Source organism: Phenylobacterium sp., from assembly GCF_028290885.1.
Classification (GTDB): Bacteria; Pseudomonadota; Alphaproteobacteria; order Caulobacterales; family Caulobacteraceae; genus Phenylobacterium.
On record NZ_JAQGIZ010000190.1, the window covers coordinates 1 to 25,741 of the forward strand.

General features: G+C 68.4%; 25 protein-coding genes. 14 read left to right on the forward strand and 11 right to left on the reverse strand.

Features of this window, described 5'->3' with window-relative positions:
* Both JWP28_RS12840 and JWP28_RS12845 read right to left on the reverse strand, forming a co-directional pair.
* Positions 1–1,153: FliI/YscN family ATPase (locus tag JWP28_RS12840; RefSeq protein ID WP_299543432.1), on the reverse strand; the 1,153-nt coding region annotated here is incomplete at its 3' end.
* A 121-nt stretch (positions 1,154–1,274) separates the two neighbouring features.
* Positions 1,275–1,979 carry an isoprenylcysteine carboxylmethyltransferase family protein gene (locus tag JWP28_RS12845; protein ID WP_299543434.1) on the reverse strand — a complete coding sequence of 235 codons (705 nt, stop codon included), beginning with the start codon at positions 1,977–1,979 and terminating at the stop codon, positions 1,275–1,277.
* A gap of 63 nt (positions 1,980–2,042) precedes the next feature.
* Between JWP28_RS12845 and JWP28_RS12850 the strand changes: the two genes are divergently transcribed.
* Positions 2,043–2,645: a TetR/AcrR family transcriptional regulator gene (locus JWP28_RS12850; RefSeq protein WP_299543436.1), complete on the forward strand. Its 603-nt coding sequence runs from the start codon at positions 2,043–2,045 to the stop codon at positions 2,643–2,645.
* Here the strand turns inward: JWP28_RS12850 and JWP28_RS12855 are convergent.
* Positions 2,642–3,451 (reverse strand): SDR family NAD(P)-dependent oxidoreductase, encoded by an 810-nt coding sequence (locus JWP28_RS12855; protein ID WP_299543437.1) that lies wholly within the window; start codon positions 3,449–3,451, stop codon positions 2,642–2,644. The genes JWP28_RS12850 and JWP28_RS12855 overlap by 4 nt on opposite strands.
* 292 nt (positions 3,452–3,743) lie before the next feature.
* On the opposite strand from JWP28_RS12855, the gene ctrA reads away from it, so the two are divergent.
* The 6 genes from ctrA (at position 3,744) to JWP28_RS12885 (ending at position 10,397) form a co-directional block, all read left to right on the forward strand.
* Positions 3,744–4,445, forward strand: a complete 702-nt coding sequence (gene ctrA / locus JWP28_RS12860; RefSeq protein WP_299543439.1) for a response regulator transcription factor CtrA — start codon at positions 3,744–3,746, stop codon at positions 4,443–4,445.
* 254 nt (positions 4,446–4,699) lie between these two features.
* On the forward strand, positions 4,700–7,084 hold the full coding sequence (locus tag JWP28_RS12865; protein WP_299543441.1) for a M20/M25/M40 family metallo-hydrolase: 2,385 nt from the start codon (positions 4,700–4,702) through the stop codon (positions 7,082–7,084).
* Positions 7,085–7,223: 139 nt separating this feature from the next.
* Positions 7,224–7,502 (forward strand): helix-turn-helix transcriptional regulator, encoded by a 279-nt coding sequence (locus JWP28_RS12870; RefSeq protein ID WP_299543443.1) that lies wholly within the window; start codon positions 7,224–7,226, stop codon positions 7,500–7,502.
* Between the two features lie 75 nt (positions 7,503–7,577).
* The gene (gene arsC / locus JWP28_RS12875) at positions 7,578–7,928 is read left to right on the forward strand and encodes an arsenate reductase (glutaredoxin) (protein WP_299543444.1); all 351 of its coding nucleotides are present in this window, start codon (positions 7,578–7,580) and stop codon (positions 7,926–7,928) included.
* A 242-nt stretch (positions 7,929–8,170) separates the two neighbouring features.
* The gene (locus tag JWP28_RS12880) at positions 8,171–9,523 is read left to right on the forward strand and encodes a M23 family metallopeptidase (RefSeq protein WP_299543472.1); all 1,353 of its coding nucleotides are present in this window, start codon (positions 8,171–8,173) and stop codon (positions 9,521–9,523) included.
* Positions 9,524–9,590: 67 nt separating this feature from the next.
* Positions 9,591–10,397: a hypothetical protein gene (locus tag JWP28_RS12885; protein ID WP_299543445.1), complete on the forward strand. Its 807-nt coding sequence runs from the start codon at positions 9,591–9,593 to the stop codon at positions 10,395–10,397.
* On the opposite strand, the gene JWP28_RS12890 is transcribed toward JWP28_RS12885, so the two are convergent.
* Positions 10,394–11,479 carry a Zn-dependent alcohol dehydrogenase gene (locus JWP28_RS12890; RefSeq protein ID WP_299543447.1) on the reverse strand — a complete coding sequence of 362 codons (1,086 nt, stop codon included), beginning with the start codon at positions 11,477–11,479 and terminating at the stop codon, positions 10,394–10,396. The two genes, JWP28_RS12885 and JWP28_RS12890, sit on opposite strands and share 4 nt — an antisense overlap.
* 187 nt (positions 11,480–11,666) lie before the next feature.
* Here JWP28_RS12890 and chrA point away from each other — a divergent pair, with 187 nt between their 5' ends.
* Positions 11,667–12,896, forward strand: coding sequence for a chromate efflux transporter (gene chrA, locus JWP28_RS12895; RefSeq protein ID WP_299543449.1), 1,230 nt, complete (start codon positions 11,667–11,669; stop codon positions 12,894–12,896).
* On the opposite strand, the gene JWP28_RS12900 is transcribed toward chrA, so the two are convergent.
* The 5 genes from JWP28_RS12900 to JWP28_RS12920 all read right to left on the reverse strand — a co-directional run bounded on the left by JWP28_RS12900 (position 12,886) and on the right by JWP28_RS12920 (position 18,007).
* The gene (locus tag JWP28_RS12900; protein ID WP_299543451.1) at positions 12,886–13,824 is read right to left on the reverse strand and encodes an alpha/beta hydrolase; all 939 of its coding nucleotides are present in this window, start codon (positions 13,822–13,824) and stop codon (positions 12,886–12,888) included. The two genes, chrA and JWP28_RS12900, sit on opposite strands and share 11 nt — an antisense overlap.
* Before the next feature lie 79 nt (positions 13,825–13,903).
* A complete protein-coding gene (locus tag JWP28_RS12905) occupies positions 13,904–15,535 on the reverse strand; it encodes a long-chain fatty acid--CoA ligase (protein ID WP_299543453.1) in 1,632 nt (543 codons plus the stop codon).
* Between the two features lie 196 nt (positions 15,536–15,731).
* Complete coding sequence (locus JWP28_RS12910; protein ID WP_299543454.1) at positions 15,732–16,268, reverse strand: hypothetical protein; 537 nt, start codon at positions 16,266–16,268, stop codon at positions 15,732–15,734.
* Positions 16,269–16,409: 141 nt separating this feature from the next.
* Positions 16,410–17,300, reverse strand: a complete 891-nt coding sequence (locus JWP28_RS12915; RefSeq protein ID WP_299543455.1) for a DNA polymerase — start codon at positions 17,298–17,300, stop codon at positions 16,410–16,412.
* Between the two features lie 8 nt (positions 17,301–17,308).
* Positions 17,309–18,007 (reverse strand): hypothetical protein, encoded by a 699-nt coding sequence (locus JWP28_RS12920; protein WP_299543457.1) that lies wholly within the window; start codon positions 18,005–18,007, stop codon positions 17,309–17,311.
* A gap of 688 nt (positions 18,008–18,695) precedes the next feature.
* Here JWP28_RS12920 and JWP28_RS12925 point away from each other — a divergent pair.
* From JWP28_RS12925 to JWP28_RS12945, 5 genes are all read left to right on the forward strand, one after another.
* Positions 18,696–19,880, forward strand: a complete 1,185-nt coding sequence (locus JWP28_RS12925) for a serine hydrolase (RefSeq protein ID WP_299543459.1) — start codon at positions 18,696–18,698, stop codon at positions 19,878–19,880.
* A 295-nt stretch (positions 19,881–20,175) separates the two neighbouring features.
* Positions 20,176–21,021, forward strand: coding sequence for an SAM-dependent methyltransferase (locus tag JWP28_RS12930; RefSeq protein WP_299543461.1), 846 nt, complete (start codon positions 20,176–20,178; stop codon positions 21,019–21,021).
* Between the two features lie 217 nt (positions 21,022–21,238).
* Positions 21,239–21,433: a hypothetical protein gene (locus JWP28_RS12935; protein ID WP_299543463.1), complete on the forward strand. Its 195-nt coding sequence runs from the start codon at positions 21,239–21,241 to the stop codon at positions 21,431–21,433.
* A gap of 2 nt (positions 21,434–21,435) precedes the next feature.
* A complete protein-coding gene (locus JWP28_RS12940) occupies positions 21,436–22,458 on the forward strand; it encodes a hypothetical protein (protein ID WP_299543465.1) in 1,023 nt (340 codons plus the stop codon).
* The gene (locus JWP28_RS12945) at positions 22,455–22,976 is read left to right on the forward strand and encodes a methyltransferase domain-containing protein (RefSeq protein WP_299543467.1); all 522 of its coding nucleotides are present in this window, start codon (positions 22,455–22,457) and stop codon (positions 22,974–22,976) included. Before JWP28_RS12940 ends, JWP28_RS12945 begins: the two co-directional genes overlap by 4 nt.
* An 18-nt stretch (positions 22,977–22,994) precedes the next feature.
* Here the strand turns inward: JWP28_RS12945 and JWP28_RS12950 are convergent, their stop codons facing one another.
* Together JWP28_RS12950 and ubiG are read right to left on the reverse strand one after the other, a co-directional pair.
* Positions 22,995–23,798: an FkbM family methyltransferase gene (locus JWP28_RS12950; RefSeq protein WP_299543469.1), complete on the reverse strand. Its 804-nt coding sequence runs from the start codon at positions 23,796–23,798 to the stop codon at positions 22,995–22,997.
* A 39-nt stretch (positions 23,799–23,837) separates the two neighbouring features.
* A complete protein-coding gene (ubiG, locus tag JWP28_RS12955) occupies positions 23,838–24,584 on the reverse strand; it encodes a bifunctional 2-polyprenyl-6-hydroxyphenol methylase/3-demethylubiquinol 3-O-methyltransferase UbiG (protein WP_299543470.1) in 747 nt (248 codons plus the stop codon).
* A 379-nt stretch (positions 24,585–24,963) separates the two neighbouring features.
* Between ubiG and JWP28_RS12960 the strand changes: the two genes are divergently transcribed.
* The coding region (locus tag JWP28_RS12960) for an aspartate kinase (protein ID WP_299543473.1) at positions 24,964–25,741 on the forward strand (778 nt) is incomplete at its 3' end.

The window sequence follows — 25,741 nt, forward strand, 5'->3', positions numbered from 1 at the left end:
AGGCGGCGAGGGTCTGGCGGGCTTCGGCGGCGATGGGGCGTTCGGCCGGGGTCTGGCAGCCCGGCAGGGTCCGCGAGATGGAGCGCAGAATATTGATCGCGGGGAAGCGGCCGCGCTCGGCGATGGCGCGCTCCATGACGATGTGCCCGTCCAGGATGCCGCGCACCGCGTCGGCGATCGGCTCGTTATGGTCGTCGCCGTCCACCAGGACGGTGAAGATGCCGGTGATCGGCCCGGCCTGCGTGCCATCCGGCCGGATCGGCCCGGGGCCGGCGCGCTCCAGCAACTTCGGCAGCTCGGTGAAGACGGTGGGCGTATAGCCCTTGGTGGTCGGCGGCTCCCCGGCGGCCAGCCCGATCTCCCGCTGGGCCATGGCGAAGCGGGTGACGCTGTCCATCAGGCACAGCACTTCCATGTCCTGGTCGCGCAGGTATTCGGCGATAGCCATGGTCATGTAGGCGGCCTGCCGGCGCTTCAGGGCCGGCTCGTCGGAGGTGGCGACCACCACGATGGCGCGCTTGAGGCCCTCTTCGCCCAGGGTCTCCTCGATGAACTCGCGGACCTCGCGGCCCCGCTCGCCGATCAGGCCGACGACCACCGCGTCGCAGTCGGCGTTCTTGGCCAGCATGGAGAGCAGCACCGATTTGCCGACGCCGGAGCCGGCGAACACGCCCAGCCGCTGGCCGCGGCAGCAGGTGGCGAAGACGTTCATGGCGCGTACGCCCAGGTCCAGCCGCTCGCCGACCCGGGCCCGGGCATGCGCCGACGGCGGCGCGGCGCGCAAGGCGTAGGCCGCCACGCCCTGCGGCAGGGGACCCTTGCCGTCGATGGGATTGCCGAAGGCGTCGACCACCCGGCCGAGCCAGGCCTTGGTGGGACGCACGGCCGAGCCCAGGGGCTCGATGCGGATCTCGGCGCCCGGCGCCACGCCTTCGACCGGACCGAACGGCATCAACAGCGCGCGGGTGTCGCGGAAGCCCACCACCTCGGCCGACAGCGGCTTTTCGCCGAAGCGGACGATCTCGGCGCGCGCGCCGACCGCCAGCCGGGTCAGCCCTCCGCGGGCCTCGATCAGAAGGCCGTTCACGGCGGCCACGCGGCCGGCCACGGTCAGGGGATCAAGCCGCTCGATCGCGGCCACCAGACTCTTCAAGAACAGCCCTCGAATTCGAGGCCGCAGAATCCTGCTGCCACGCTTAAGGGGTGATGAAGATCGGGGCCGCTTCAGCGTCTTTCGGGGACGATTCCAAGCCGGCGCGCCGGCGCGGGTCAATCTACAGCAGGTACGGAATCAGCCGGCTGCGGACCCGGCGTGCGTAGCCGGCGTATGAGGGCAAGGTCCGCCCGAGATAGGCCTCCTCAACGAGGATCCGGGCAAGGGTCAAGATAAGGAACCCCGACGCGCAGATCAGCGCCGCGTAGCTTCCGAGCCAGAGCGCCACGCCTGCGTAGATCAGCAGCATGCCCGCATAGAACGGATGACGCACAACGGCGTAGAGGCCGGTGTCGATCACGCGCTGCCCGTCCTGCGTCTGGTCGTGGATGGTCGGGGCGGCGAACCGGTTCTGCGCAATGGCCACATAGGCGATGATCACTCCGGCGATGGCCGCGGCGCCGCCGGCGGCCGAGATGGCGGCTGCCGGCGCCGGCAGCAGTCGCAGTCGGAAGACGTCGACCGGGATGAAAGCCAACCAGGCCACGATGCAGAGGGCGTAGAACACCGATCCCAACGCGTCGATCAACGGTTGCCGTTTCTCCTTGGCAGCGATCACGCCTTGCTGGCGCACCTTGAAGCTGGCCGGCCGCGCGACCGCCAGCGTGACCGATCCCGCCAGCGACAACACGCCAAATGTGGCCAGGAACCACCAGGCGCGGGGCCACGACCAGACGCCGGAAACCATCCCGGCCGGGAGCAACAGCAGCGCCGTCATCGCAAAGATCACGGGCAAGGCCGCGAGAAGACCCCTCAGCACCGGCATGTCGCGTCCTTCCGACCCCGAATATACATCGTGTATATTATGCAGGATGCATATTAGGGCGCAATGGCGGACTCCCACGAAAAGCCGCGCCGGGGCGATAAGCGCGAACGGACCCGCGCGGCGCTGCTGACCGCGGCCTGGGCGGTCGCGGACGAGAAGGGGTTTGCGGCCGCCAGCCTCGTGGAGATCGCGCGGCGCGCCGGCATGACGCGCGGCGCGATCTATTCCAACTTCCCGTCGCGCTCTGACCTGCTGCTGGCGATGGTCAGCACGCGTGGGCTCAGCATCAACCGCGACTTCAGCCGGCTGGGCACACTGAAGGAACAACTGCGCTGGTTCGCCGAAGGCCTGATCGAGACGCTGCCCAACGCACCGGGGACCCAACGCTGGCACGCCGAATTCATGGTCCACATTGCCGCCGATCCGGCCTTGCGGGAGCACATCGCGGGAGGCTTCGCGGGCATGTTCGACGAGATGGCGGCCCAGTTCCGCGCCCAGCATGGCGAAAACCTGGCCATCGACGCCCATAGCCTGGCCCTGGCGGTGCAATCGCTCGCCATGGGGTTCGTCTATCAGTGCATCCTCAGCCCTGACGCCGTGCCGGCGCGCGCGGTGATCGAGGCCTTCGACGCCCTGGCCGCGGGGGCGATCCGCAAGCCCGCCTAGCGCAGCGCCTTCGCCAACTGCAGGGCCTGCCTGGGATACTTGGCGGCGAGCTTCGCCGCCTGCAGCGGGCGGCGCCTCACGGCCCCCACGACTGCCGGGCGCACTGCGCGGACGATCTTCGGCCGGGCGCTAGCGGCAACGCGGCCGATCCTGCCACGGCCGAACCAGACCGCGACGCCGACCAGCGCCAGGACGCCAACGCCTACAACGACGCCCGGATGCTTCTTGACCTCGGTCACCGTTGTCAGCCGCCTGCCCTGCGCAGCGACCGCCATGCGGCCCATCGGCTTGGTCACCGCATGCAGGGCCGCCTTCGCCACAGGCTCGACGGGGCTGTCGTGGCGCCAGTCCTTCGGCAGCCGGATCATCGTCGCGCCGAGCCGGCCCTTGGCCTTCTGAAGCTCGGCGCGCGCGGCCTTGCCGAGCCGCCGGCCGAACCCAACCAGGGCGCCCGCCTCTTCGCCGGCGCCGATTTGCCGCACCAGGGCCTGGGCGGCGTTGGCGAGGGCCGCTTCCCCGCCGCCGGCCTCGATCCAGCTGTCGATGCGGCCGAACCGGGCGGCTGCCGCGCGCGCCACGCGGTCGCAGCCTTCCGCCGTCGCCGGATCGCCGGCCACCGGATGGCACCGGCCGCCGGCCTTGCCGATCTCCTCGCAGGCCTTGCGGACCGCCTGTTCGTCCGCCCCGGCCAGCACCACCGCGGCCCCGGCCTTGGCCGCCAGCCGCGCTGCCTCGAGGCCGATCCCGGAGCCTGCTCCGCTGACGACGACCACCTGTCCCGCGAGGGGCTTGAACCTGGCTTGCATGAATCCTCCCGACGTCCGTAGCGGAAATCTGTGGAAGAAACGGGCGACGCCAAGGCCCGTTCCGCCGCCCGCGGTTCGCCCGGCTTGTCCAATCACGAAAGATTCAACTGCCCTGCGAGTCCCGGACCGGTCAGCGACGCTTGAAGCGGAATCCGCATCAGATTAACGATTCGGTTCGGACGGACACTTCCAATTAACCAGTCTTAAATTAACTCGGCGGCAGGTTAACGGCGGGGTCCAGCGCGGATTCACTGAATTCGCGGGGCACGCGGGCACGCGGTAGGAGAGACGGATGCGGGTACTGTTGATCGAGGACGACAGCGCCACCGCCCAAAGCATCGAGCTGATGCTGAAGTCGGAGGGGTTTAACGTCTACACGACCGATCTGGGCGAGGAAGGCGTCGATCTGGGTAAGATTTATGATTACGATCTGATCCTGCTCGACCTGAACCTGCCCGACATGAGCGGCATGGACGTGCTGCGCACGCTGCGGGTCGGCAAGATCAACACCCCAATCATGATCCTGTCGGGCTCGGCCGAGATCGACACCAAGGTGAAGACCTTCTCGGGCGGCGCCGACGACTACATGACCAAGCCGTTCCACAAGGACGAACTGGTGGCCCGCATCCACGCGGTGGTCCGCCGCTCCAAGGGTCACGCCCAATCGGTGATCAAGACCGGCGACATCCTCGTCAACCTTGACGCCAAGACGGTCGAGGTGAACGGCCTGCGCGTCCACCTGACGGGCAAGGAATACCAGATGCTGGAGCTGCTCTCGCTGCGCAAAGGCACCACGCTCACCAAGGAAATGTTCCTCAACCACCTCTACGGCGGCATGGACGAGCCGGAGCTGAAGATCATCGACGTCTTCATCTGCAAGCTGCGCAAGAAGCTGGCCGCCGCCGCCGAGGGCAAGCACCACATCGAGACCGTCTGGGGCCGCGGCTATGTGCTACGCGACCCCCAGGAGGCGGTGGCCTCGGTGGCCGCCTGACGACCCCGGATTAGTACCGAGGAGACGAGACGCCCGCCCTCACCGGCGGGCGTTTTCGTTTCTTTCCTTCCCCGTTCACGGGGAAGGGGGACCATCGGCCGAAGAGCCGATGGTGGAAGGGGCAAGCCGCAAGCTCGGCGCGATGGCTCGCCCCCTCCACCACTCGCGCTGCGGCGAGCGGTCCCCCTCCCCCGTCGTCTTCGCGACGTGGGAGGAACACGCTAGGGTCCGACCCAACGCCGGAGGGGATGCCCGTGGGACGACTGCTTGCGCTGATCGGCGCCCTGATCGCAGCCGGGTTGATCGCCTGGGCCGGCGAGGGCGCCCCTGCCCCCGCACCCGCCAACGCTCCGGCCACGGCCTTCTCCGCCGACCGCGCGATGGCCGATATCGCGGGCATGGCTCCGGTCCCCCACCCGGTCGGCTCGGCCGCCAACCACGCCGCCCGCGACTACCTGGTCGACCGGATGACGGTGCTCGGCCTCGATCCGCAGGTCCGCCCCGGCGCCGGCGTCGAACTACCGAAGGGGTCCGCGAACCGACTGCTGGGCGGCTTTGTCGAGAACATCGTGGGCGTGCTGCCCGGGCGCGACCGCAACCTGCCCGCGGTGGCCCTGATGGCGCACTACGACAGCGTGCCGGGTTCGACCGGCGCCTCGGACGACGCCGCCGGCGTCGCCTCGGCGCTCGAGGTCGTCCGCGCGATCAAGGCGCGCGGCGTCCCGGCCCGCGACGTGGTGGTGCTGATCACCGACGGCGAGGAGGCCGGGCTGCTCGGCGCCGACGCCTTCTTCCGGCGCGACCCGATGGCCAAGCACGTCGGCTTCGTCTTTAACATGGAGGCGCGCGGCTCGGCGGGCCGGGTGCAGATGTTCGAGACCGCCGACGACAACGGCGGCGCGGTCCGGCTGATGGCGGGGACGGCCCGACGGCCGGTCGCGTCCTCTCTGACCGGCTTCATCTACAAGCGCATGCCCAACGACACCGACTTGACGGTGGCCAGGCGGGCCGGCGCCGCGGGCCTGAACTACGCCTTCATCGGCCGCCAGTTCGACTACCACTCGCCCTCCTCGATTCCAGCGACGCAGGACCCCGGGACCCTGCAGGACATGGGCGACCAGGTGCTGCCGACCGCCGCGGCGGCAGCCTTCTCTCCGGCCTTGCCGGCGCGCACGCCGGACCTGGTCTACAGCCAGACGCCGGGCGGGCTGATGCTGGCCTATCCGCCTATGGTCGGCTGGCTGATCCTGGCGGTGGCAGCTGGGCTCATCGCCTGGGCCGTGGGGCGCGCCCGCCGGCAGGAGGCCTTCCCCTGGCTCGACCTCGCGCGCGGCGCCGGAGCCGCTCTGTTCGCCATGGCCACCAGCGCCGCCGTCGTGCACCTGGCCCGCAAGGCCACCGGCGCCGCCACAGGCTTCCTGGAACAGCGCGTCCTGCTCGCCCAGGCCCCGCGATGGGAGGCCGCCCTCTTCCTCCTGGGCCTCGGCGTCCTGCTGCTCTCGGCCGCCGAACTGGCCCGCGGACGGCGCAAGGTGGCGCTGCTGCCGCTGGCGGCCGGCCTGGCGAGCTGCGCCTTCGGCGGGCTGGACAAGGTCGCGCTGGCTGAAGGCGTGATCGGCGCACTGCTCGCGCTGGCCGCCTACGGACGCCCGGTCAGCCGGCCGGGCGGATGGGCCGGGGTGCTGTTGCTCGGCCTGATCCTGGGCTGCGTCGCGCAGGCCTTGGCCCCGCCGGCGGCCTTCGTCGTCGCCTGGCCCCTGGCCTGGGCGGCGCTCGCCGCCGCAGCCACGGCCGCCTCCGCCCGGCGCGGAACGGGCGCGATCCTCGTCCTGGCCCTGTTCGCCGCCGTGGGCCTGAGCCTCGCGGCCTCCTTCGCCCACCTCTCCTTCCTCAGCCTCGACCTGCCCGAGCTCCTGGTCCTGCCGGTGATCATGGCCGCGCTGGTCGTCTGGCCGCTCGCCCAGACCGAGGAGGGGGCGCCGCCAGCGCGGCTCCTGGGCCCGGCGCTGATCGTGGCCGGCCTCGCCGTGACCGCGGCCGTGCGCTTCAGCCACCCCTACGACGCGCGCCACCCGCAGGCCTCCCTGGTGGCCTACCTGATAGATCAGGACGCGCGCAAAGCCTGGCGGATCAGCACCACGCCCGAGCGACCGGCCTGGTCCGACGCGGTGTTGAGGGCCGACGGCGGCAAGATCGGCAAGCTCACGACCGCGATGCGGGGCCGGCCCGCGGACGCCGCGCCCGCTCCGTTCCTCGACATGCCGGGACCTGATCTGGCGTTTTCGAAGCAGGCCGACGGCCAGCTGAAGCTGCACGTCACGCCGCCGCCGGGGGCCAGGGTCGTGGACCTCAAGCTTCGGCCTGACACCGCCGCCACCGTCACGGCCTTCGGGGGCGTACCCGTGCGCCTGCCCATGAAGCCCGGCGGCGAAACGCGCTTAACCTGGGCCGCGGCCCAGCCCGGGTTCGACGTGATCATCCGGCCCGGCGGACCGGGCAAGCTGCAGGTGGACTATCAGGCCGTCGTGGAGCGCTGGCCACCCGGCGCGATCCCGCTTCCGAAGCGGCCTCCCGACGTGATGGCCTTCGACCTGTCGGACTCGACCTTCCTGACCGGAACCCGTCGCCTGGCGTGGTGAGGCCCGCGGCGCCGGTCCGCGGGCGGATTCGCCGCTGACGAGAACTTTTTTTGCTCGCGATGTGACGCACGTCACATCGCGCGACGGGGCCTTGGCTGAATCTGAAACTCCCAGTTGTTTCCAGCCGAGGCACAGGATCATGGACGAGCAAGCAATCCTTCGGGCGGTCGGGCGGCGTTTGCGCCAGCGCCGGCGGCTTCTATCAATGACCCAGCGCGAGCTCGCCGCCACCTGCGCGGTGAGTTTCCAGCAGGTCCACAAGTATGAAGCCGGGCTCTGCAGCATATCGGTGCCCAAGCTCGTCGTCCTGGCGCGGGCCCTCGAGACGTCGGTCAGCTATTTCGTCGACCATTTGGAAACGGAGGTCCGGACCTCGGCCGACGCCGACGTCCAGGTGCTGCAAGCGAAGGCGGCTTAACGAGAGGTCTTCCGGTTGCCTCCCCAGCCAGGGCGTCGCTTGGAGATTGCGCGATGTTTCGCTAAGCCGCCGCCCATGAGCGACGTCACCATCTACCACAACCCCGGTTGCGGAACCTCGCGCAACACGCTTGCCCTGCTGCGCGACAAGGGGATCGAGCCCACGGTCGTCGAGTACCTCAAGGCGGGCTGGACCAAGGGCCAGCTGCAGGACTTGCTGAAGAGCCTCGGCCGGTCGGCGCATGACATCCTGCGGGTGCGGGGCACGCAGGCGCACGAGCTCGGCCTCACCGATCCTGCGGCCTCCGACGAGGCGCTGATCGCGGCGATGATCCTTGATCCGGTCCTGGTGGAGCGCCCAATCGTGGTGACGCCGAAGGGCGCTGAGCTCTGCCGCCCCGCCGAGCTCGTCCTGACCCTGCTTTGAGCGTTTCCCGGCTGACTCGGACAAGTCAGCCGATCAGGAAGAGCGACCAAGCAAAGATTCTAGGGCGCCGTTTCGATCCAATCGAGACGGCGCTCTAAACGCGCGGCAAAACGTCCTGCTCGGGCAGCCCCGAGGCCCCCGCCTTCTTTTCGGCGCCGACCCCACCGCTCCTCGTCGCGAGCGGAAAACTTGGCTTCGCGGCGCCGGAGCCTTAACCAGACTCGCTCTAGCCTGGGGGGATGATGCAGAAGATCGACCTGAAAGCCGCCTGCGGCCGTTTCGGGCCCGGCGCGGCGGCTGGCGCCGTCGGCGTGCTGGCGCTTAGCCTCGGCTGGACGTTCGCGGCCCACCTGTTCGCCCCCAAGGCGCCCGCGCCGCTCGACCCGGCCGCCATCGCCGCCCTGCAGCACACCGCCTTCACCCAGGCCGAGGCCCGGCCCGGCTTCGCCCCGCCGCAAAGCGTGCCCGTCAAGCTGCAGCGCGGCGAGACCCTGGAGGGCGCCGTCCAGCGCGCCGGCGTCGCCCCCGCCGAGGCCCACCTGGCCGTGGAGATGCTCGCCAAGGCGATGGACACCGTCCACATCAAGGCCGGCATGCTGATCGACGCGGCCATCGCCAAGCCGCGTTCCGCCCCCTCTTCGGTTCAGGGGGGCGAGGCCCGGCTGATCGGCCTGTCGCTGCGCACCGGGCCCGCCAGCGCCATCACCCTGTCGCGCAGCTTCGACGGCGCGCTTCGGCTGCGCCAGCTGGACGAGAAGATTCGCGACGAGACCGCCGTCGCCGACGGCTCGATCGAGGGTTCGCTCTACGAAAGCGCGGAGAACATCGGCGCCACGCCTGCGATCACCGCCGAGGTGGTCAAGCTGTTCGCCCACAAGCTCGACTTCCAGCGCGACATCCAGCCGGGGGACGCCTTCAAGCTGGTCTTCGACCGCAAGGTCACCGAGTCCGGCCGCACGGTGGAGGCCGGCGCCCTGCAGTACGCCGAGTTGCACGGCGTGAAGTTCTACCGCTTCCAGCGCGGCGGCGACGTCGAGTACTTCGACGAGTTCGGCAAGAACATCAAAGGCTTCCTGCTGCGCACCCCGGTCGACGGGGCGCACATCACCTCGCTGTTCGGCATGCGCAAGCACCCGGTGCTCGGCTACACGCGCGCCCACCAGGGGATCGACTTCGGCGCCGGGACCGGCACCCCGATCCTGGCGGCCGGCGACGGCGTGGTGCTGCAGGCCAGTCCCTGGGGCGGCTACGGCAACTGGCTGCGCATCCGCCACAGCGCCGGCTGGGACACCGGCTACGGCCACATCTCCCGTTACGCCAAGGGCATCCATCCCGGCGTCCACGTGCGCCAGGGCCAGGTAGTGGCCTATGTCGGCGCGACCGGCCTCGCGACCGGCCCGCACCTGCACTACGAGGTCTGGAAGAACGGCCAGCGGGTGAACCCGATCGGCGCCAAGGTGCCGCAGGGCACGGTGCTGGCCGGGGGCGAACTGGCCCGCTTCAGGGACCAGAAGGCGCGCATCGACGCCCTGCTGGACGGCAAGACCAGGGCGCTGGCCGTGGCCGACGTCCATCCGGTGAGTCTGCGCCGCTGAGCCTTGCCGCAGCCGCGCGCCTCGCCAATAAGGGGCGCGGCGCCGCGGACGGCGAAGGACCCACCCGATGGCCTCGGCCCTGACGACCCACATCGCCAAGCTGGCCCAGAAGCGCGCCAGCGGCTTTTCGGATCCGCCCAGTATCGCGGAGCTCAACGACCTCCTGCGCCTGCTCAGCCGCTGGCGGTCCCACCTGTTGGCCAACACCTACATCGCCCAGCACGGCGCGCGCATCCTGGGCGGGCCCTTTGCCGGCATGGAGTACGTCTCCGCCGCCACCGAGGGCGCGCTGGTCCCGCGCCTGCTCGGGACCTATGAGTCCGAGCTCCACCCCCATCTGCAGGGCTTCGCCGAGGCGGGCCTGGACTGTGTCGTCGATGTGGGCTGCGCCGAGGGCTACTACGCCGTGGGCCTGGCGCGGATGATGCCGGGCGCCGCGGTCTATGCCTACGACATCGATCCCGCGGCCCGCGCCGCCTGCGCCGAGCTCGCCGGCAAGAACGGCGTCTCGGAACGGGTGATCGTCGGCGGCGAGTTCGCCCCGGACGGGTTCCAGGCCTTCGCCGGGCGCCGGGTGCTGGTGATGGTCGACGCCGAGGGCGCCGAGGTCGATATCCTGCAGCCGGCGCTAAGTCCGGCGCTTGCCGGCATGAACGTCGTCGTCGAGACCCACGACCTTTTTCGGCCCGGCGCGTACGCCACCCTGGTCGAGCGGTTCGCCCCGACCCACGACATCGTCCGCGTCGACCAGCAGCCGAAGACCTTCGACATGCCGCCCTGGCTCCAGGAGCTGCCGCACCTCGACCAGTTGCTGGCCGTCTGGGAATGGCGGATGCAGCCCACGCCGTGGCTGGTGATGACGCCGAAGCCCTAGGCGTCGAACACCACGACCGAGCGCGCCAGCTCCCCGCGCTTCATGTCCTCGAAGCCTTCGTTGACCTGCTCCAGCTTGATGCGCTGGGAGATCATCTGGTCGAGCTTCAGCTTGCCCGACATGTAGAAGTCCACGAACCGCGGCATGTCCACCGGGAAGCGGTTGGAGCCCATCAGCGAGCCCTGCAGCTTCTTCTCGCCCAGGAAGGCCGCGCCCATGATGGAGACCATCTGGCCCACCGGGATCATCCCGATGATGTTGGCGGTGCCGCCGCGGCGCAGCATGTTGAACGCCTGCTCGGCGGTCTTGGCCAGGCCGATGGCTTCGAAGGCGTGGTGCACCCCGCCCTTGGTCGCCTCGATCACTTCCTTCACCGCGTCCACCTCGCCGGCGTTGATGAAATCGGTGGCGCCGAACTCCATGGCCAGGTTGCCCTTGGAGGGCACCGTGTCGATGGCGAAGATGCGGCTTGCGCCGGCGATCGCCGCGCCGTTGATCGCCGAGAGGCCGACGCCCCCGCAGCCGATCACCGCCACCGTCTCGCCGGGCCGCACGTTGGAGGTGTGGATCGCCGCCCCCACGCCGGTGGTCACCGAACAGCCGATCAGGGCGGCGCGGTCCAGCGGCATGTCCGGGCGGATCGCCACGCAGGCGTGCTCGTGGATCAGCATCTGCTCGGCGAAGGACGACAGGTTCAGGTACTGCAGCATCGGGCCGCTTGCCGAGGACAGCCGGGGCTCCTCGTCCTGGCGGCGCTTGGTCTCCGGCGAGACGCACAGGCTCATGTGGCCGGTCAGGCAGAACTCGCAGTGGCCACAGAAGGCCGAGAGGCAGGTGATCACGTGGTCGCCCGGCTTCACGGTGCGAACCTCCGAGCCCACCTGCTCGACGACGCCGGCGCTCTCGTGGCCGAGGACGGCCGGCAGCGGGTGCGGATAGGACCCTTGCATGAAGTGCAGGTCGGAGTGGCAGAGGCCGGCGGCGGCGGTGCGGATCAGCACCTCGTGCGGCCCGGGCTTGTTGATCTGGACTTGCTCGATCTGAAGCGGCTTGCCCACTTCGCGTAGCACGGCGGCCTTCATCGCGTTTTCCCTGCTCTTGACCCACTATCCGGGAGCCTTCGGGAAGAAGCCTTATCGCCGATCAGCTGGACCGGCCAAGGGGTTTTGCCGCCCGGCCGTCCTAAGCCGGCCCGAAGGCCGCCCAAAAAGCCCGGTCTTCTTCCCAAGGGGTCGACAAGCCTGGCGCCTTCGCCGCATGACAGGACCGATGGACGAGACGCCGCCGCCACCCAGGGCCTGGCCACATCGGACCTGGTCAAGTCGGACCTGGGAGGTGTTCCAGGCCTTCCTGACGCAAGGCCTGACCGCGTTCGGCGGACCGGTGGCGCACCTCTCCTATTTCCGCCGCGAGTTCGTGGAGCGCCGCGCCTGGCTCAGCGAGGCGGCCTTCGCCGACCTGCTGGCGCTCGCCCAGTTCCTGCCGGGCCCGGCGTCCAGCCAGCTCGGCATGGCCATCGGCCTGCGCCGCGCGGGCTACCTGGGCATGCTCGCCGCCTGGCTCGGCTTCACCCTGCCGGCGGGCGCGGCGATGATCGGGCTGGCCTACGCCGCGCCCTACCTGACCGCAGCCTTGGGCAAGGGCTTCCTGCACGGCCTGCAGATCGCCGTCGCCGCGGTGGTGCTGCAGGCGGTGGTCGCCATGGCCCGCGCGCTGGCGGTGGGCCCGATCCGCACCGGGATCGCGATCGGCGCGGCCGCCGGGCTCTTGGTCGCCCACGGTCCGGTCGCCCAGATCATGGCGCTGGCGGCCGGCGGCGTCTTCGGCCTGGCGTTCCTGCGCGAGCCCGCGGCCGCCCCGCCCGACGACCCGGCCACGCACCAGGTCCCCGTCCCGGTGTCCATCGCGGCGCTGGCCGCCTTTGCGCTGCTGCTGGCGCTGCTGCCGTTCCTGGCCAGCTACCTGGACGACCCGACGCTCGGCCTCGCCAGCGTCTTCTACCGCGCCGGCGCCCTGGTGTTCGGCGGCGGCCACGTGGTGCTGCCGCTGCTGCAGAGCGAGATCGTCGGCCGCGGCTGGCTCGACCAGGACACCTTCCTGGGCGGCTACGGCCTGGTGCAGGCCCTGCCCGGCCCGCTGTTCAGCTTCGCGGGCTTCGTCGGCGCGGCGCAGCAGGTGGCGCCCGGCGGCTGGCGCGGCGGCCTGGTGGCGCTCGTGGCGATCTTCCTGCCGGGCCTGTTGCTGGTGCTCGGCGTCCTGCCGTTCTGGGACCGGCTGAAGGGCCAGGCCGGCGCCCGCGCGGCGCTGGCGGGGGTCAATGCGGTGGTTGTCGGCCTGCTCGCCGCGGCGCTCTGGGACCCGGTGCTGACCACCGCCATCCACCGGCCAAGCGACTGGGCGCTGGCGGCCGGCGCTTTCGTCTTCCTGGCCGTCGCCAGGCTGCCGCCCTGGCTGGTGGTGCTGGGCTTCGCCCTGGCGGTGGGGGTGTTCAGCCGCTAGCCGCCGGAGCCTGCCGTGAAGCGCCGAGGCCCAGCGCCTTGGACAGGTCGAAGTCCGAGAGCTTCGGCCAGCGGAAGGTCCAGCGCGCGCGGGCCGGGATGCAGGCCTCCAGCGCCGCCAGCAGCTGTTCGGCCGGACCGTCGTTCAGGAAGTGGTTGGCGCCGGCCGTGCGCATGAACTGGATCGGCCGGCGGGTCACCGTCTCGGCGGCCAGCCGCTCGGCGACCTCGATGGGCGCAAAGTCATCCTGGTCGCCGTGGATCATGTGGATCGGGATCGTCAGCCGCGCCAGCGCGCGCTTGGCGTAGTCGAGCTGAGGCCGCTGGCCCGAAGCCTCGATCACCGCATGGCGCAGGTCGCGCGGGATGAGCTTCAGCGCCTTGGAGCCCACGTCGATCAGCCAGCGTGAAGTTGGCCCGGTCTCGCCGAAGAACCCTGACAGCAGGACCAGGCTCTCCACCTTGCCCGGGTTGGCGTCGGCCATCAGTGAGGCGATCGCCGCCCCATAGCTTTGGCCGACCAGCATCACCCTCTGCCCGCGCGCCGCCTGCAGGGCCGGCGCCAGCGCCTCGGCCTGTACGCGGATGTCGGTCACCGGATGCAGCGGTTCGGAGGCCGCATAGCCCGGCCGGTCGACCACGATCATCTCTCGGTCCTGGGGCAGCTCGGCCATGAACTCGGCCCAGTATTCCGCCCAGGACGGCGCGCCGGTGATCACCACGATCTTCCACGGCGCCGGCGTGGCGCGCGGCGTCTCCAGCGCGGAAATCCGCCAGCCGTGTCCGCCCCCGGCCACAAAGCTTGTCCGCCGCACCTGGTCGTCGGGATAGTCCGCCGAGGTCGGGGCGTGTTCAGTGCGGCCGCGGACGGCGCTCTCGAACGAGGCCCAGCCCATCGCCAGCAAGCCCTTTGGCCGTTTGCGCGCCACGTACCCAGCCTCCACGGACCGAAGTCCATACCTGAGTTCGCAAACGCGGGATTCAAGGCTTGGTTCGGTCGGCTCCAGTCTAGGCGGCAGGTTCTTTCGAAGGCGTGTTCAACGTGTCACGCAATTCGCGTTTCAGCACCTTGCCGGTGGGCCCGATCGGCAGGGCCTCGACGATCCTGACCTCGTCCGGCGTCCACCACTTGGCGACCCTGGCCGCCACATGCGCCTTCAGCTCTTCCGGATCCGCCGTCTGGCCGGGGCGCAGCGTCACCAGCAGCAGCGGCCGCTCGTCCCATTTCGGATGCGGCACGCCCACCGCCGCGGCCATGGCGACCGCCGGGTGCGAGCAGACCGCGTCCTCCAGGTCCAGCGTCGAGATCCACTCCCCGCCCGACTTGATCACGTCCTTGGCCCGGTCGGTGAGGCGCAGATAGCCTTGCGCATCGAGGGTGGCGATGTCGCCGGTGTCGAACCAGCCGTCGCCGGTGAACGCCTCAGCGCCCTCGTGCTTGAAATAGGCCGAGGAGACCCAGGGGCCCCGCACCTGCAGCCGGCCCGCGCTCTTGCCGTCGCGCGGCAGGTCCGCCCCGTCCTCGCCGACGATCCGCAGGTCCACGCCCCAGAGCCCCCGCCCCTGCTTCAATTTCCGCTGCAGGGTCGCCGCCGCGTCCTCGCCGGCGTGCTCCGGCAGCGGCGTGTTGATGACGCCCAGCGGGCTGGTCTCGGTCATCCCCCAGATCTGCCGCACCTGGCCGCCCAGCCGGTCCTCGATGCGGCTCACCAGCGCCGCGGTGGGCGCCGAGCCGCCGACGGCGATGGTCTTGACCGAGGTCAGCCGCCCGCCGGTCTGGTCCAGGTGGTCGGCCACCCCCACCCAGATGGTCGGCACGCCCAGCAGGAAGGTGACGCCCTCGGCCTCGATCAGCTCGGCGATGCTGGCGCCGTCCAGCGCCCGGCCCGGCAGCACCAGGGTCGCGCCGACCAGCGGCGCCGCATAGGGCGTGCACCAGGCGTTGGCGTGGTACATCTGTGCGCAGGGCATCACCACGTCGCGCGCCGAGAAGTTGAAGGCGTCCGGCAGGCCCAGCGCCATGGCGTGCAGCACCGTCGAGCGGTGCGAATAGAGCACCCCCTTCGGATTGCCGGTGGTGCCGGAGGTGTAGCAGAGCCCCGAGGCCTGCTTCTCGTCGATCTCGGGCCAGTCGAACGTAGGCGGATGGGCTTCGATCAGCTCCTCGTAGATCAGCGCGTCGGCGGGCGCCTCCGGAGGCAGATGAGCCCGGTCGGTCATCGCCACACGGGTCCGGATCAGCGGCATCCGCTCGGCAAGCTCCGCGACCTGTCCGGCGAAGCTGATGTCGAAGAACAGGAACCTGTCCTCGGCGTGGTTGGCCACCCAGACGATCTGGTCGGCGTGCAGCCGCGGATTGATGGTGTGCAGGATGGCCCCGATGCCGGTGACCGCGAAATAGAGCTCGAAGTGCCGGTGCGTCGACCAGGCCAGCGTCGCCACCCGGTCGCCGGGCTTCACGCCCATGGCGATCAGCGCACTCGCCATCCGCTTGGTCCGCGCCAGCGCCTCGGCATAGCCGTAGCGATGGATCGGCCCCTCGACGGTGCGGTCGACCACCTGCCGGTTCGGATGGTACCGGGCGGCATATTCCAAGATCGAGGGCAGCGTCAGCGCCCGATCCATCATCAGCGCCTGCATGGGCGCGGTCTCCCTTCACGAACTCGGGCTCAGCATAACCACAGACGCTGCGCCGCGGCGAAGCCGCAGTCGTCTTGATCCACGAACCACACGAACCACACGAACAGGCGCGCGCCCGCAGCCCGAAGCGACCGGCGCAGAGTCCGCGTTCGTGTGGTTCGTGTGGTTCGTGGACCCGCATCGCGGGCGCCGACATTCAGGCCGAGCTTTCGCGCCCCGGCTCCTCCGGCGGATCGGGAAGGTCGCGCCAGCGTTCGGCCCCTTCCGGCGACAGGTCGAGCGCCAGGCAGATGCGCGCAACGTGGTCGTCGAGCGGCTCGGCGCAGAAGCTGTCGCGCAGCATTTCCTCTGCGAGCACGTCGTCCAGGGACTCTTCGTAGAAGGCCGCGTCCTCGCGCTCGGCCTCGTTCCAGACGACCCGCGTGACCGCCTGGCGCAGCTCGCGCAGGCGCCGCGCCACGGCGACGCCGCCGGGCGGAGCGGGAGCGGCCTTCGGGGCATCCTTCAGCGCGTCCTTCGCCGCCGCCTCGCGTTCGCGCTTCAGCTTGGCCTTCAGCGCCAGGGTCTGTCGCAGCGACCGGGCGAGGCGCTGGTAGGTCCGACCGAGCTCGGCGAGCTCCGAGGCCTCCTCGGCCGCCATCAGCCGCCCATGCACCCGCTCCGCCGCCGCCAAGTCGAACTCGGCAAGACGGGCCAGCATCTCCTCGTCGCGGTCGGCGATGGCCTCGGACATGCGCGGGAGGGAAGCATGCCGGTGCGTCAGGATCGGACGTAGGGGGCTATTGACTCGTTGCGGACGTCCAGAAAGTCCGTTTTCCGGAGCACCGCAACCCCGTCACGGACAATTCGGTACTTCGAGTGCGGTCGAATTTAATCAGCCCGAAAAAGGGCTCGTGACCACCCGTGGAATTACCGTTGGACACCGCCGCTGGAACGTTTCGATCATCATTGTCTGAGCCTCTCCGACCGCTTCCTCGTATTCCGCAAGATCGAATTGCATGAGTACAGCGTCATGCATGGGCAGGAGAATGTTCTGCATTCCGAACCGCTTCGCGAGATCGATTAGGGCCTCTTTGAACACCAGCGACGCGGTGGCCTGAACCGGTTGATTGACCGCCCAACGCTGCTCTTTGCGACTCAATGGGCCAGCGTTCGACCGCTTACGGCGGTTGCCAAAAGCGCTCGCGACGAAGCCATCTTCGGCAAGTTGAGTTTCCATCCTCGCCCTAAACTGAGCGAGACCGGGATAGGTGTCGAAAAAGGCCTGAACAGCATGCCTGCATGCCTCGCGATTTGAGTCGCTTGCATCGCTCCCGACTACTAGCGTCGCAATTCTCTCAGTGGTCATTCCGTACGAGAACGCCAGGAACATGCGCTTCGCCAAGGAGCGCTCCGCTCCACTACCGAATACGCGGTCGCTCAGCGCTTCGTATACATCCCCCTCATTGTAAGCCGAGAGGAATCCGGCATCCCCGGCGAGATAGGCCATGATGCCCGGTTCAAATTGAGCGTAGTCAAGGTAGGCAAGGCGCTTGTTGGGGTCGGCTGCAATAAGGCCTCTGTAGTTACGCCTCAACTGTTGAAGAAAAGGGTCCGTCACCAAAATCCGCCCGCTCACGGTGCCCATGACGTTAAAGATCGGATGGGCGATGCCCGTGAAGGAATTGGCGATGTGGCGATCAGGAAAGTATCGAGACAAGTACCTCCAGACGTCCCACTGGCGATCACCGCCCTCGTCGCGCGGGATGCCAACCGCAAGCCGCAAGGCATCGCCTAGGTCGAGCGGTCTCTTCGGTGGGGAAGCATGTATATATTTGCCAGAAACGACGAGGCATCGCGGTTCTGAGGCAGGCCACTATTCTCGCTGAAGCACCATTCACGAAGGCAATCGAACAGGACCGCTAAGTGGGATCGAATCCGAGATTTTTCTGCTGCGGATGCGACTATTTCCGGAATTAGAGAATTGAGATTCTGTCGAAGAACATCCAGATTTATATTCTCAAAATAGTTTGTGAGATCTGTTGAAAGCAGGGTCGGGGTTGTCTTTACCGATGCTTTGACAACCCCAATAAAGTCCTGCCACGACTGCACTGCTCTCTTAAAGAGGTGCTTATCTGCGTCTTTTGCCTCCGCTTGCCGATGATTGAAGACGTTCCACGGCAACAATGGGTCGTAGAAGGGCACAAGATAAGAGGCTAGACCTTGATAGAGAGCGCGATCCGCAACGCCAGTTTCCAAGGCGTATCGAAGCGTAAAATTGGATTTGGGGACGTTCAGTAGGTGGCGTTTTATCGGCCTGTAAACGCCCTCATTTCCACTAAAATTCTGCGCCAGTACTTCCTGAATTTGATCGTTTCGAAAAATATCCTCGAACTCTCTGGGATCAGGAAACCAGTCGTCTCTCAGGTCTCGACGCAACTGGCGGAGGACTATTTCGTCTTCAAATTGGAGAGGTCCGAGGTCAATCGCCACAGCCGGCCTCGCACGCGCATATCTGCCGCGCTGCGGGGCGCTCCTGATATCGGCTTGTCGTAACCACGAATTTCCCCAACCCAACCCAGATACAACCGCATGTTGGCGATCTGAGCAATCTCGCGTGCATACCTCCGCGAACGTCACCTTTTCGGTCGAAGTCCAGCGACCGCTTGTGGCGCATCGCGGACATTAGGCAGCGACGGCACCTGACTGAGGCTGTGTAAAAACACGCGCCAACCAAAATTGCGCGCAAAGCCTTACCTTAAGGGCGCCGCTTTCCGGTCGAGCCTTGCGGCCATGCGCGCCGGGCGCGGCTCTCTCAGGCAGGATTTTGCGCGGACGATTTGGCCGCCCGAGTTTTTACACAGCCTCGACTCAAAGCGGACCTTCGGTGGGTCAGTTTCAGGGCGATGAGGTCGCGGCGCCGAACGGCGGCCTTTGGCCGGAGCCAACAGGACAAACGACCCAGAGCGGAATTCGCCAACGGCTGACGGTGCGATTTCCAGGACGCAACCGTGCCAGCCCGACAAGACCACTGCAAGCCAACTTAACTTGCGTTGCGAGCGCCTCCTCCTCCGAGCGATCTGGCGCCGTCTCAGCGGGAGGAGCAGTCCATGGCCTGGCGTACATCGACGGATGCAAAGATCGCGGCGCCGATCGACCACGAAGGCCGCGAGGCGGGGGCGTGACCGGCGCCGATACGGAGCGGGCGTTTCCGGACGTCACCAACACGACACCCGAGAACCAGGCGGCGACCTTCCGCAACCATGACCAGGTCTGGCCGCACAGCATCGTCCGGCGCGGCGACGCGGTGCGGCCGCTCCCGCTACACGCCCGTTCGCTCGCGGACCTGACGTTCGAGGTGGGCGACGTCCGCCTCAGCCTCAGCGACTTCATGGCGCGGCGCCGCACGGCAGGGCTCCTGATCCTGAAGGACGGCGAGATCGCGCTGGAGCGCTACGGCATGGGCAACGGCCCTGAGAGCCGTTGGACGAGCTTCGGGGCTGCGAACGTGGTGACCTCGACGCTGGCCGGCGCCGCGCTCCACGATGGCGCGATCGGCAGCCTGGACGATCCCTGCGACCTCTACCTGCCGCAGCTGTGCGGCTCGGCCTATGAGGGCGTCACGATCCGCAACGTCCTGCGGATGTGCTCGGGCGTGGCCTGGCGCGAGTACGATCAGGCCGACGGACGCTCCGACGTCAGACGCCTGGTCCGGGCCGTGCTGAGCCGGCGGCCAGGCGCCGTCCTGAACCTGCTGTGCGCCCGGCCGCTCGCTGAGCCGCAGGGCGTCGTCTTCAACTATTCGACCGGCGAGAGCTGCCTGCTGGGCGCGGTGGTCGCGGCCGCCACGGGCCGGTCCCTGGCCGACGACTGCACCGAGACGATCTGGGGGCCGGCCGGCATGGAGGCCGACGCGTACTGGCAACTGGAGTGCGAGGACGGCCTGGAGCTGGGCGGGCTGGGCCTCAGCGCCTGCCTTCGCGACGTCGGCCGCTTCGGCCAGCTGGTGATGGAGGACGGCGCGGCGTTCAACGGCCGCCGGGTCCTGCCGCCCGGCTGGCGCGATCTCGCCGGCCAGCCCGACAGCGCGGCCACCGCCTTCGGCCAGCTCACGCCCGGTTCCCCCGCGGGATACGGCTACCAGTGGTGGGCGCTGCCGGGCGCGCCGTTTGCGGACGGTCTCCACGCCGGCGCGTTTTCGGCGTTCGGCGGCTACGGCCAGCGCATCTACATCAATCCGGCCGAGCGGGTGGTCGCGGCCATCCAGAGCGCGTGGCGTGAGCCAAGCGACAGCGACGCCGAGGTCGAGACCAACGCGCTGCTCCGAGCTGCGGTGCGCGCGCTCCGACCGGACCCGGCGTCGTAGGCCGCCGCCGCGCCGCCTGCTGCTGATTGGGATGCCGGCGACCGGTCAAGGCCGGATATTTCGTACACTGTCATCGTAATCCCAGCCGATCGAACCTTGCGGCGCCGCGCATCCACAAAGGACAGCTTCCGCACGGATGAGCGCACGACGGAGTAGGGAAATATCGGGGGAGCGTCCCACTAATATACCCAAAAGATATTCTATTACAAGTATTGTAGTTATTCGAGCAATTGGTCAATTTCCGCGATCTAGACAACAGTATTAATTTTGACGGCGGATTAAAGGGATCGCACCCATGAATATTGGCCAGCCGAGCCGTACCGCCATTGGCGCTGCGGGATATCGCGCCGCTCATCAAGTACTCGAAGACGGCAGCGTATTCAGCGATCCACTCGCCCGCACCATTCTGGGGTCTGGCTGCGACGCCATTGTCGCGGCCCTCTCTTCGGACGCGGCGCAAAAGCCGGCTCGGATCTTCATGGCCGCCCGAAGCCGGTTCGCGGAGGACTGTCTCCAAGCGGCGGTGTCACGCGGCGTCCGACAAGCCCTGGTTCTAGGCGCGGGCCTCGACACCTTCTCCTTGCGCAATCCCTACGCCGAGGCTGGCCTTCGTGTGTTCGAAGTCGATCACCCGGCGACCCAGGCATGGAAGCTGGAGCGCCTGGCCGAGGTCGGGTTGACGCCGCCAGCATCGACGGTCTTCGCCGGCGTCGACTTCGAGACACAATCGCTGGGCGACGCGCTTGTCGCAGCAGGGATTGAATGGGAACGCCCTACCTTCTTTTTCTGGCTCGGCGTCGTTCCATACCTGCGGCGTGAAGCGATCATGGCGACCTTGCGGTTCATAGCCTCGTTGCCCGGGGCGGAAGTCGTGTTCGACTACAGTGAGCCCCTCGAAAACTTTCCTCCGGGTCGCCGGGCTGAGATCCAGGAACTGGCCGCGAGAGCGGCCGCCATCGGCGAACCCTGGTTGAGCCACTTCGACCCAACGGACCTGTCAGCTCTGCTGCGCAATAGTGGTTTCGAGGGCATCGAAGATCTTGGCTTGGCGGATATCGCGGCCCGCTACCCTGGCGCAGCCGGGATCCTGATCGATGCCGGTCCCGGCCCCCATGTCATTCGCGCCGTCGTGGCGGGGTAGGACGACGCCGCCGCGCGGTGAGCGACTCCGAAATCGGCCGTTCGGCACCGCGGCGAAGGCCTGGTTTCGGGATGGCAACCAATGACCGCAGTTGGCGCCAAGCGGCCCCCGCTCGTAGGCCGCCATCCGGAGTTCGGGAGACACAAATCCTAATTTCCGTCTCCGCCGCTCGCCCGGACGCGGTCGCACAATTAGATATTGTGTCCCCAGAACTCCCATGGCGTTCAGCTCGGTCTGCGGGGTTGGCATCGCCAATGTCTATGCCATGCTGGCGGCGGAGCAAAAGCCGTCGCCGGGCCGGGGCTCATCCCTTCGCATTCGGACAGGAGTTTCCTTGGGCGACCGCAATCAGATCCTCTTCCTGAAGTACCTGCCCTACCTGATGGTCAACATGATCGGTGTCCGGCGATAGGCATGGACGTCAGCTGGATCACCTTTGGATCGCCGATCCGCAGGGCCGACGGCTCGATCACCTCCGATCTCGCCAGCCTGCGCTATCGCGTCTTGAGCCCGATCCGTGAGCTGAACAGGGCGCCCTACAGCCATCAGCTGACCGCCATCTCGGAAAAGACCCCCGACGACCTGAAGGAAAAGGCGTTGCGGGCGGACGTCGTGGTGTTTTCGAAGAGCTTCCTGCCGGCCAACGAGGCGCTGGCCGAGCGGGCGAGATCGCGCGGCGTCCGGGTCATCTTCGACGTGTGCGACAACCATTTTCAGCACCCGGCCTTCGGCCCGCACTATCGAAGGATGGCGGCGCTGGCCGATCAGGTGGTCTGCAACACCTTGGAGATGGCCAAGGTCGCCCGGGCTTACTGCGCCGGGGAACCCGTCGTCATCGCCGATCCCTACGAAGGGCCCAGGGGCGCCGCGGCGTTCGCCCCGGACGGGCCTCTGCGGCTGCTGTGGTTCGGCCACCCGAGCAATCTCGACAGCCTGCAGGAGGGACTCGGCGACCTGATCGCCTATTCCGCGAGCCAGCCCGTCGCCCTGACCGTCCTCACCCATCTGACGGAGGCGATCGACAACGGATGCCGCCAGGTCAGCGGGCGCCATGAGGGCCGCTTCGTGATGTCCGCGAAGCCATGGTCGCTTGAGGCGCAATGGCGGGAGCTGGCGGCGTGCGACGCAGTGGTCATTCCAAGCCGCGACGCGCCCGAAAAGCGCGTGAAGTCCGCCAACCGCATGATCGAGGCGCTCTGGGCGGGCCGGCCCGTGGTCGCACAGCCCATGCCGGCCTATCTGGCCCTCGACCACTGGGCGCCCACGCAGCCGACGCTTTCGGAGGGGTGCCGATGGCTGCTCGCGAACCGGGGCAGCCTGCCACAGCTGATCTCCGAGGCGCAGCGCTATATCGAGGAACAGCACGCCCCCGCCGTCCTGGCCGGGCAATGGGCGCAGGTGCTTGAAACACAATACGCTCGGGGGGCCGCGGTTTGATAAAGCTCAACTTGGGATGCGGCGACAAGATCCTGGAGGGTTTCGTCAACGTCGACGTCGTCGAAAGCCGGGCCGGCAAGCGGCCGGACGTGATCTGCGACCTGCACAAGCTGACGCCGTTCGAAGATGGCAGCGCCGACGAGATCATGGCCATCCACGTGGTCGAGCATTTCTGGCGCTGGGAGGTCCTCGACATCCTCAAGGAATGGGTGCGCGTCCTGAAGCCCGGCGGGAAGATGATCCTCGAATGCCCCAACCTGATCTCCGCGTGCCAAGCGGTGCTCGCCGATCCTGACAACGTTACGGGCCCGGGGCCCGAAGGCCAGACCAGCATGTGGGTCCTCTACGGCGACCCGCGCTGGAAAGACCCGTTGATGGTGCACCGGTGGGGTTACACGCCCCGGAGCCTTGCCTCGATCATGCACCAGGCTGGCCTTGCCGAGCTCAGGCAGGAGCCCGCCCAATACAAGCTGCGCGAACCGCGCGACATGCGCATCACCGGCGTGAAGCCGGCGTAGACCTGCCTGAACCGCCGCTCAGGCCGCCATCCGCGCCTTGAACACCCCGTCGGGCAGCAGCGCCGCGCGGGTCGGGTGGAGGAAGAAATAGTCCTTCCAGGGCTTGCCCTCGACCACCGTGAAGCGTTCCTCAAGCCGGTCGCCGTTCAGGGCGAACATCCGGTAGCCGCGGCGGCTGAAAAGTTCGAGCACCGCCTCCGCCGTGCCGCCGAACCGGGCCGCCAGCATGACGGGATGGATCTCCAGCAGCACGCTTGGCCGGTCGCGGTCGAGGATGCCGCGCGCGCCGTTCAGCGCCATCAGCTCGGCGCCCTCGATGTCCATGCGGATGAAGTCGACCCTGTCGATCCCCCGCTCGGCGCAGAACCCGTCCAGCGTCACCACCGGCGTCGGCTGCACCTCGGAGCCGGTGTCCTCGAGGTCTGGCCTGACCTTCCCCTTGGGCGCCGCCTCGGCCACGAAGGCGTAGGCCCGGCCCATGCGGCCGGAGGTCTTGCGCGGGGTCACCAGCAGCATCTGGCCCGGCTTGTCGCCGACCGCCGCGTGCACCGGCGTCACCCGGTCGGCGATGCCGTGCAGGGCCACGGTCAGCTTCAGCACCTCGAAGGAAAAGGCCGAGGGCTCGAAGGCGTAGATGCGCGCCTTGGGCGCCACCTGGGTCATGACGTAGGAGTGGCGCCCGTCGCTCGCGCCCACGTGCAGGCAGACCGGCGCGCCCGACAGCAGGTCCGCCAGATAGGGCGTCTCCGGCTCGTGCTTGGACCATCGCAGATTGCGCCGCCAGGCCCGGAAGGCGTGGCCCAGCACGCGTAGCGAAGGCATTCCAGTTCCTTTCCTCCGCCCCCCGGAGAAAGCCGGTGCTTAGGCCGCGTCGCGGGCGACCGTCATCATGTAGTTCACATCCGCGTCGTGGCTTTGGGACCAGCGGCCGCTCAAGGGGTCGAACACCACCCCGTAGGGTCCGTCAACCGCCAGCGGCTCCCCCGCCAGAAAGCCACGCAGCTCCTCGGGCTTCAGGAACTTCGACCAGTCGTGGGTGCCGGCCGGCAGCCAGCGCAGCACATATTCCGCCCCCACCTTGGCCAGCGCGAAGGCCTTCAGCGTCCGGTTCAGGGTCGCCACGATCATCAGCCCGCCAGGCGCCAGCAGCCGCGCGCAATCGCGCAGGAAGGCCCCCGGATCGGCCACGTGCTCGATCACCTCCATGTTGAGGATCACGTCGAAGGCCGGCTCTCCGGCCTCCAGCAGCGCCTCGGCGGTCGAGCAGCGGTAGTCGATGGCGAGCCCCTGCTCGGCGGCATGCGCGCCCGCCGTGCCGATGTTCCGCGCCGAGGCGTCGACGCCCACCACCCGGAACCCCAGCCGGGTCATGGGCTCGCTGAGGAGGCCCCCGCCGCAGCCGATGTCCAGCAGCCGCAGGCCCTCGAACGGCCGGCGCGCCTTCGGGTCCCGGCTGAACCGGTGCAGCGCCTGGTCGCGGATGAAGGCCAGCCGGGTCGGGTTGAACCTGTGCAGGGGCGCGAACTTGCCCTTCGGGTCCCACCACTCGGCGGCGATCCGCGAGAACCGCTCGACCTCGGCAGGATCGATGGAGGAATGAATAGTCATTGCTCACTATCTAGCCATCATTCAGGCCGAAGCGAAGCGGGGCCGCAAGAGCGCCCTCCTCCCCTTGTGGGAGGAGGTGGCCCCGAAGGGGTCGGAGGTGGGGTTTCTCAGACCTCGGTGACTCCGCTCGATGCTGCAGCTGGCGGAGCGGATAGGACCTTCGACCCCACCTCCGTCAGCCTTCGGCTGACACCTCCTCCCACAAGGGGAGGAGGATCACTGCATTGCGACATCCGATCGTCGTCGCTAGAACGCGCCCTCTTGTTTGTGGGGGTTCGGCGCGGGTGTCCCGGCTGGTGATGAAATTCGGCGGCACGTCGGTGGCCGACCCAAAGCACCGGTCCAGGTCGGGGGCGTTCGCGTGACGTCCCGCCTTGTCATGAAGTTTGGGGGCACGTCGGTGGCCGACCTGGAGCGCATCCGCCGCGTGGCCCGGCTGGTGAACGCCGAGGTCGAGGCGGGTCACCGCGTGGCCGTGGTCGTCTCCGCCATGGCCGGCAAGACCAACGAGCTGGTCGCCTGGACCGACGGTTCGGGCGCGGCCGCACAGGGGCTCGCGCCCTCCGACGACGAATATGACGTGGTGGTGGCCTCCGGCGAGCAGGTCACCGCAGGCCTGCTGGCCATGACGCTCCGCAACATGGGCGTCCCCGCCCGCTCCTGGCTCGGCTGGCAGATCCCGATCATCGCCGACGACGCCCACGGCCGCGCCCGCATCGACGAGGTGCCCCCGGAGAAGCTGGCCGCCGCCATGGACTTAGGCGAGGTCGCGGTGATCGCGGGCTTCCAGGGCGTGACCCGCGACGGGCGCATCGCCACGCTGGGCCGCGGCGGCTCGGACACCAGCGCGGTGGCCATCGCCGCGGCGCTGAAAGCCGTGCGCTGCGATATCTACACCGACGTCGACGGCGTCTACACCACCGATCCCCGGATCGAGTCCAAGGCCCGGCGCCTGGCCAAGATCTCCTACGAGGAGATGCTGGAGATGGCCTCGCTCGGCGCCAAGGTGCTGCAGACCCGGTCGGTCGAGCTCGCCATGGCGCAGAACGTGCCTTTGCGGGTGCTGTCGAGTTTCGTGGAGCCCGGGGACGCGCCGGGCCAGGGCACCATCGTGTGCGACGAGGATGAGATCATGGAAAAGCGGATCGTGAGCGGCG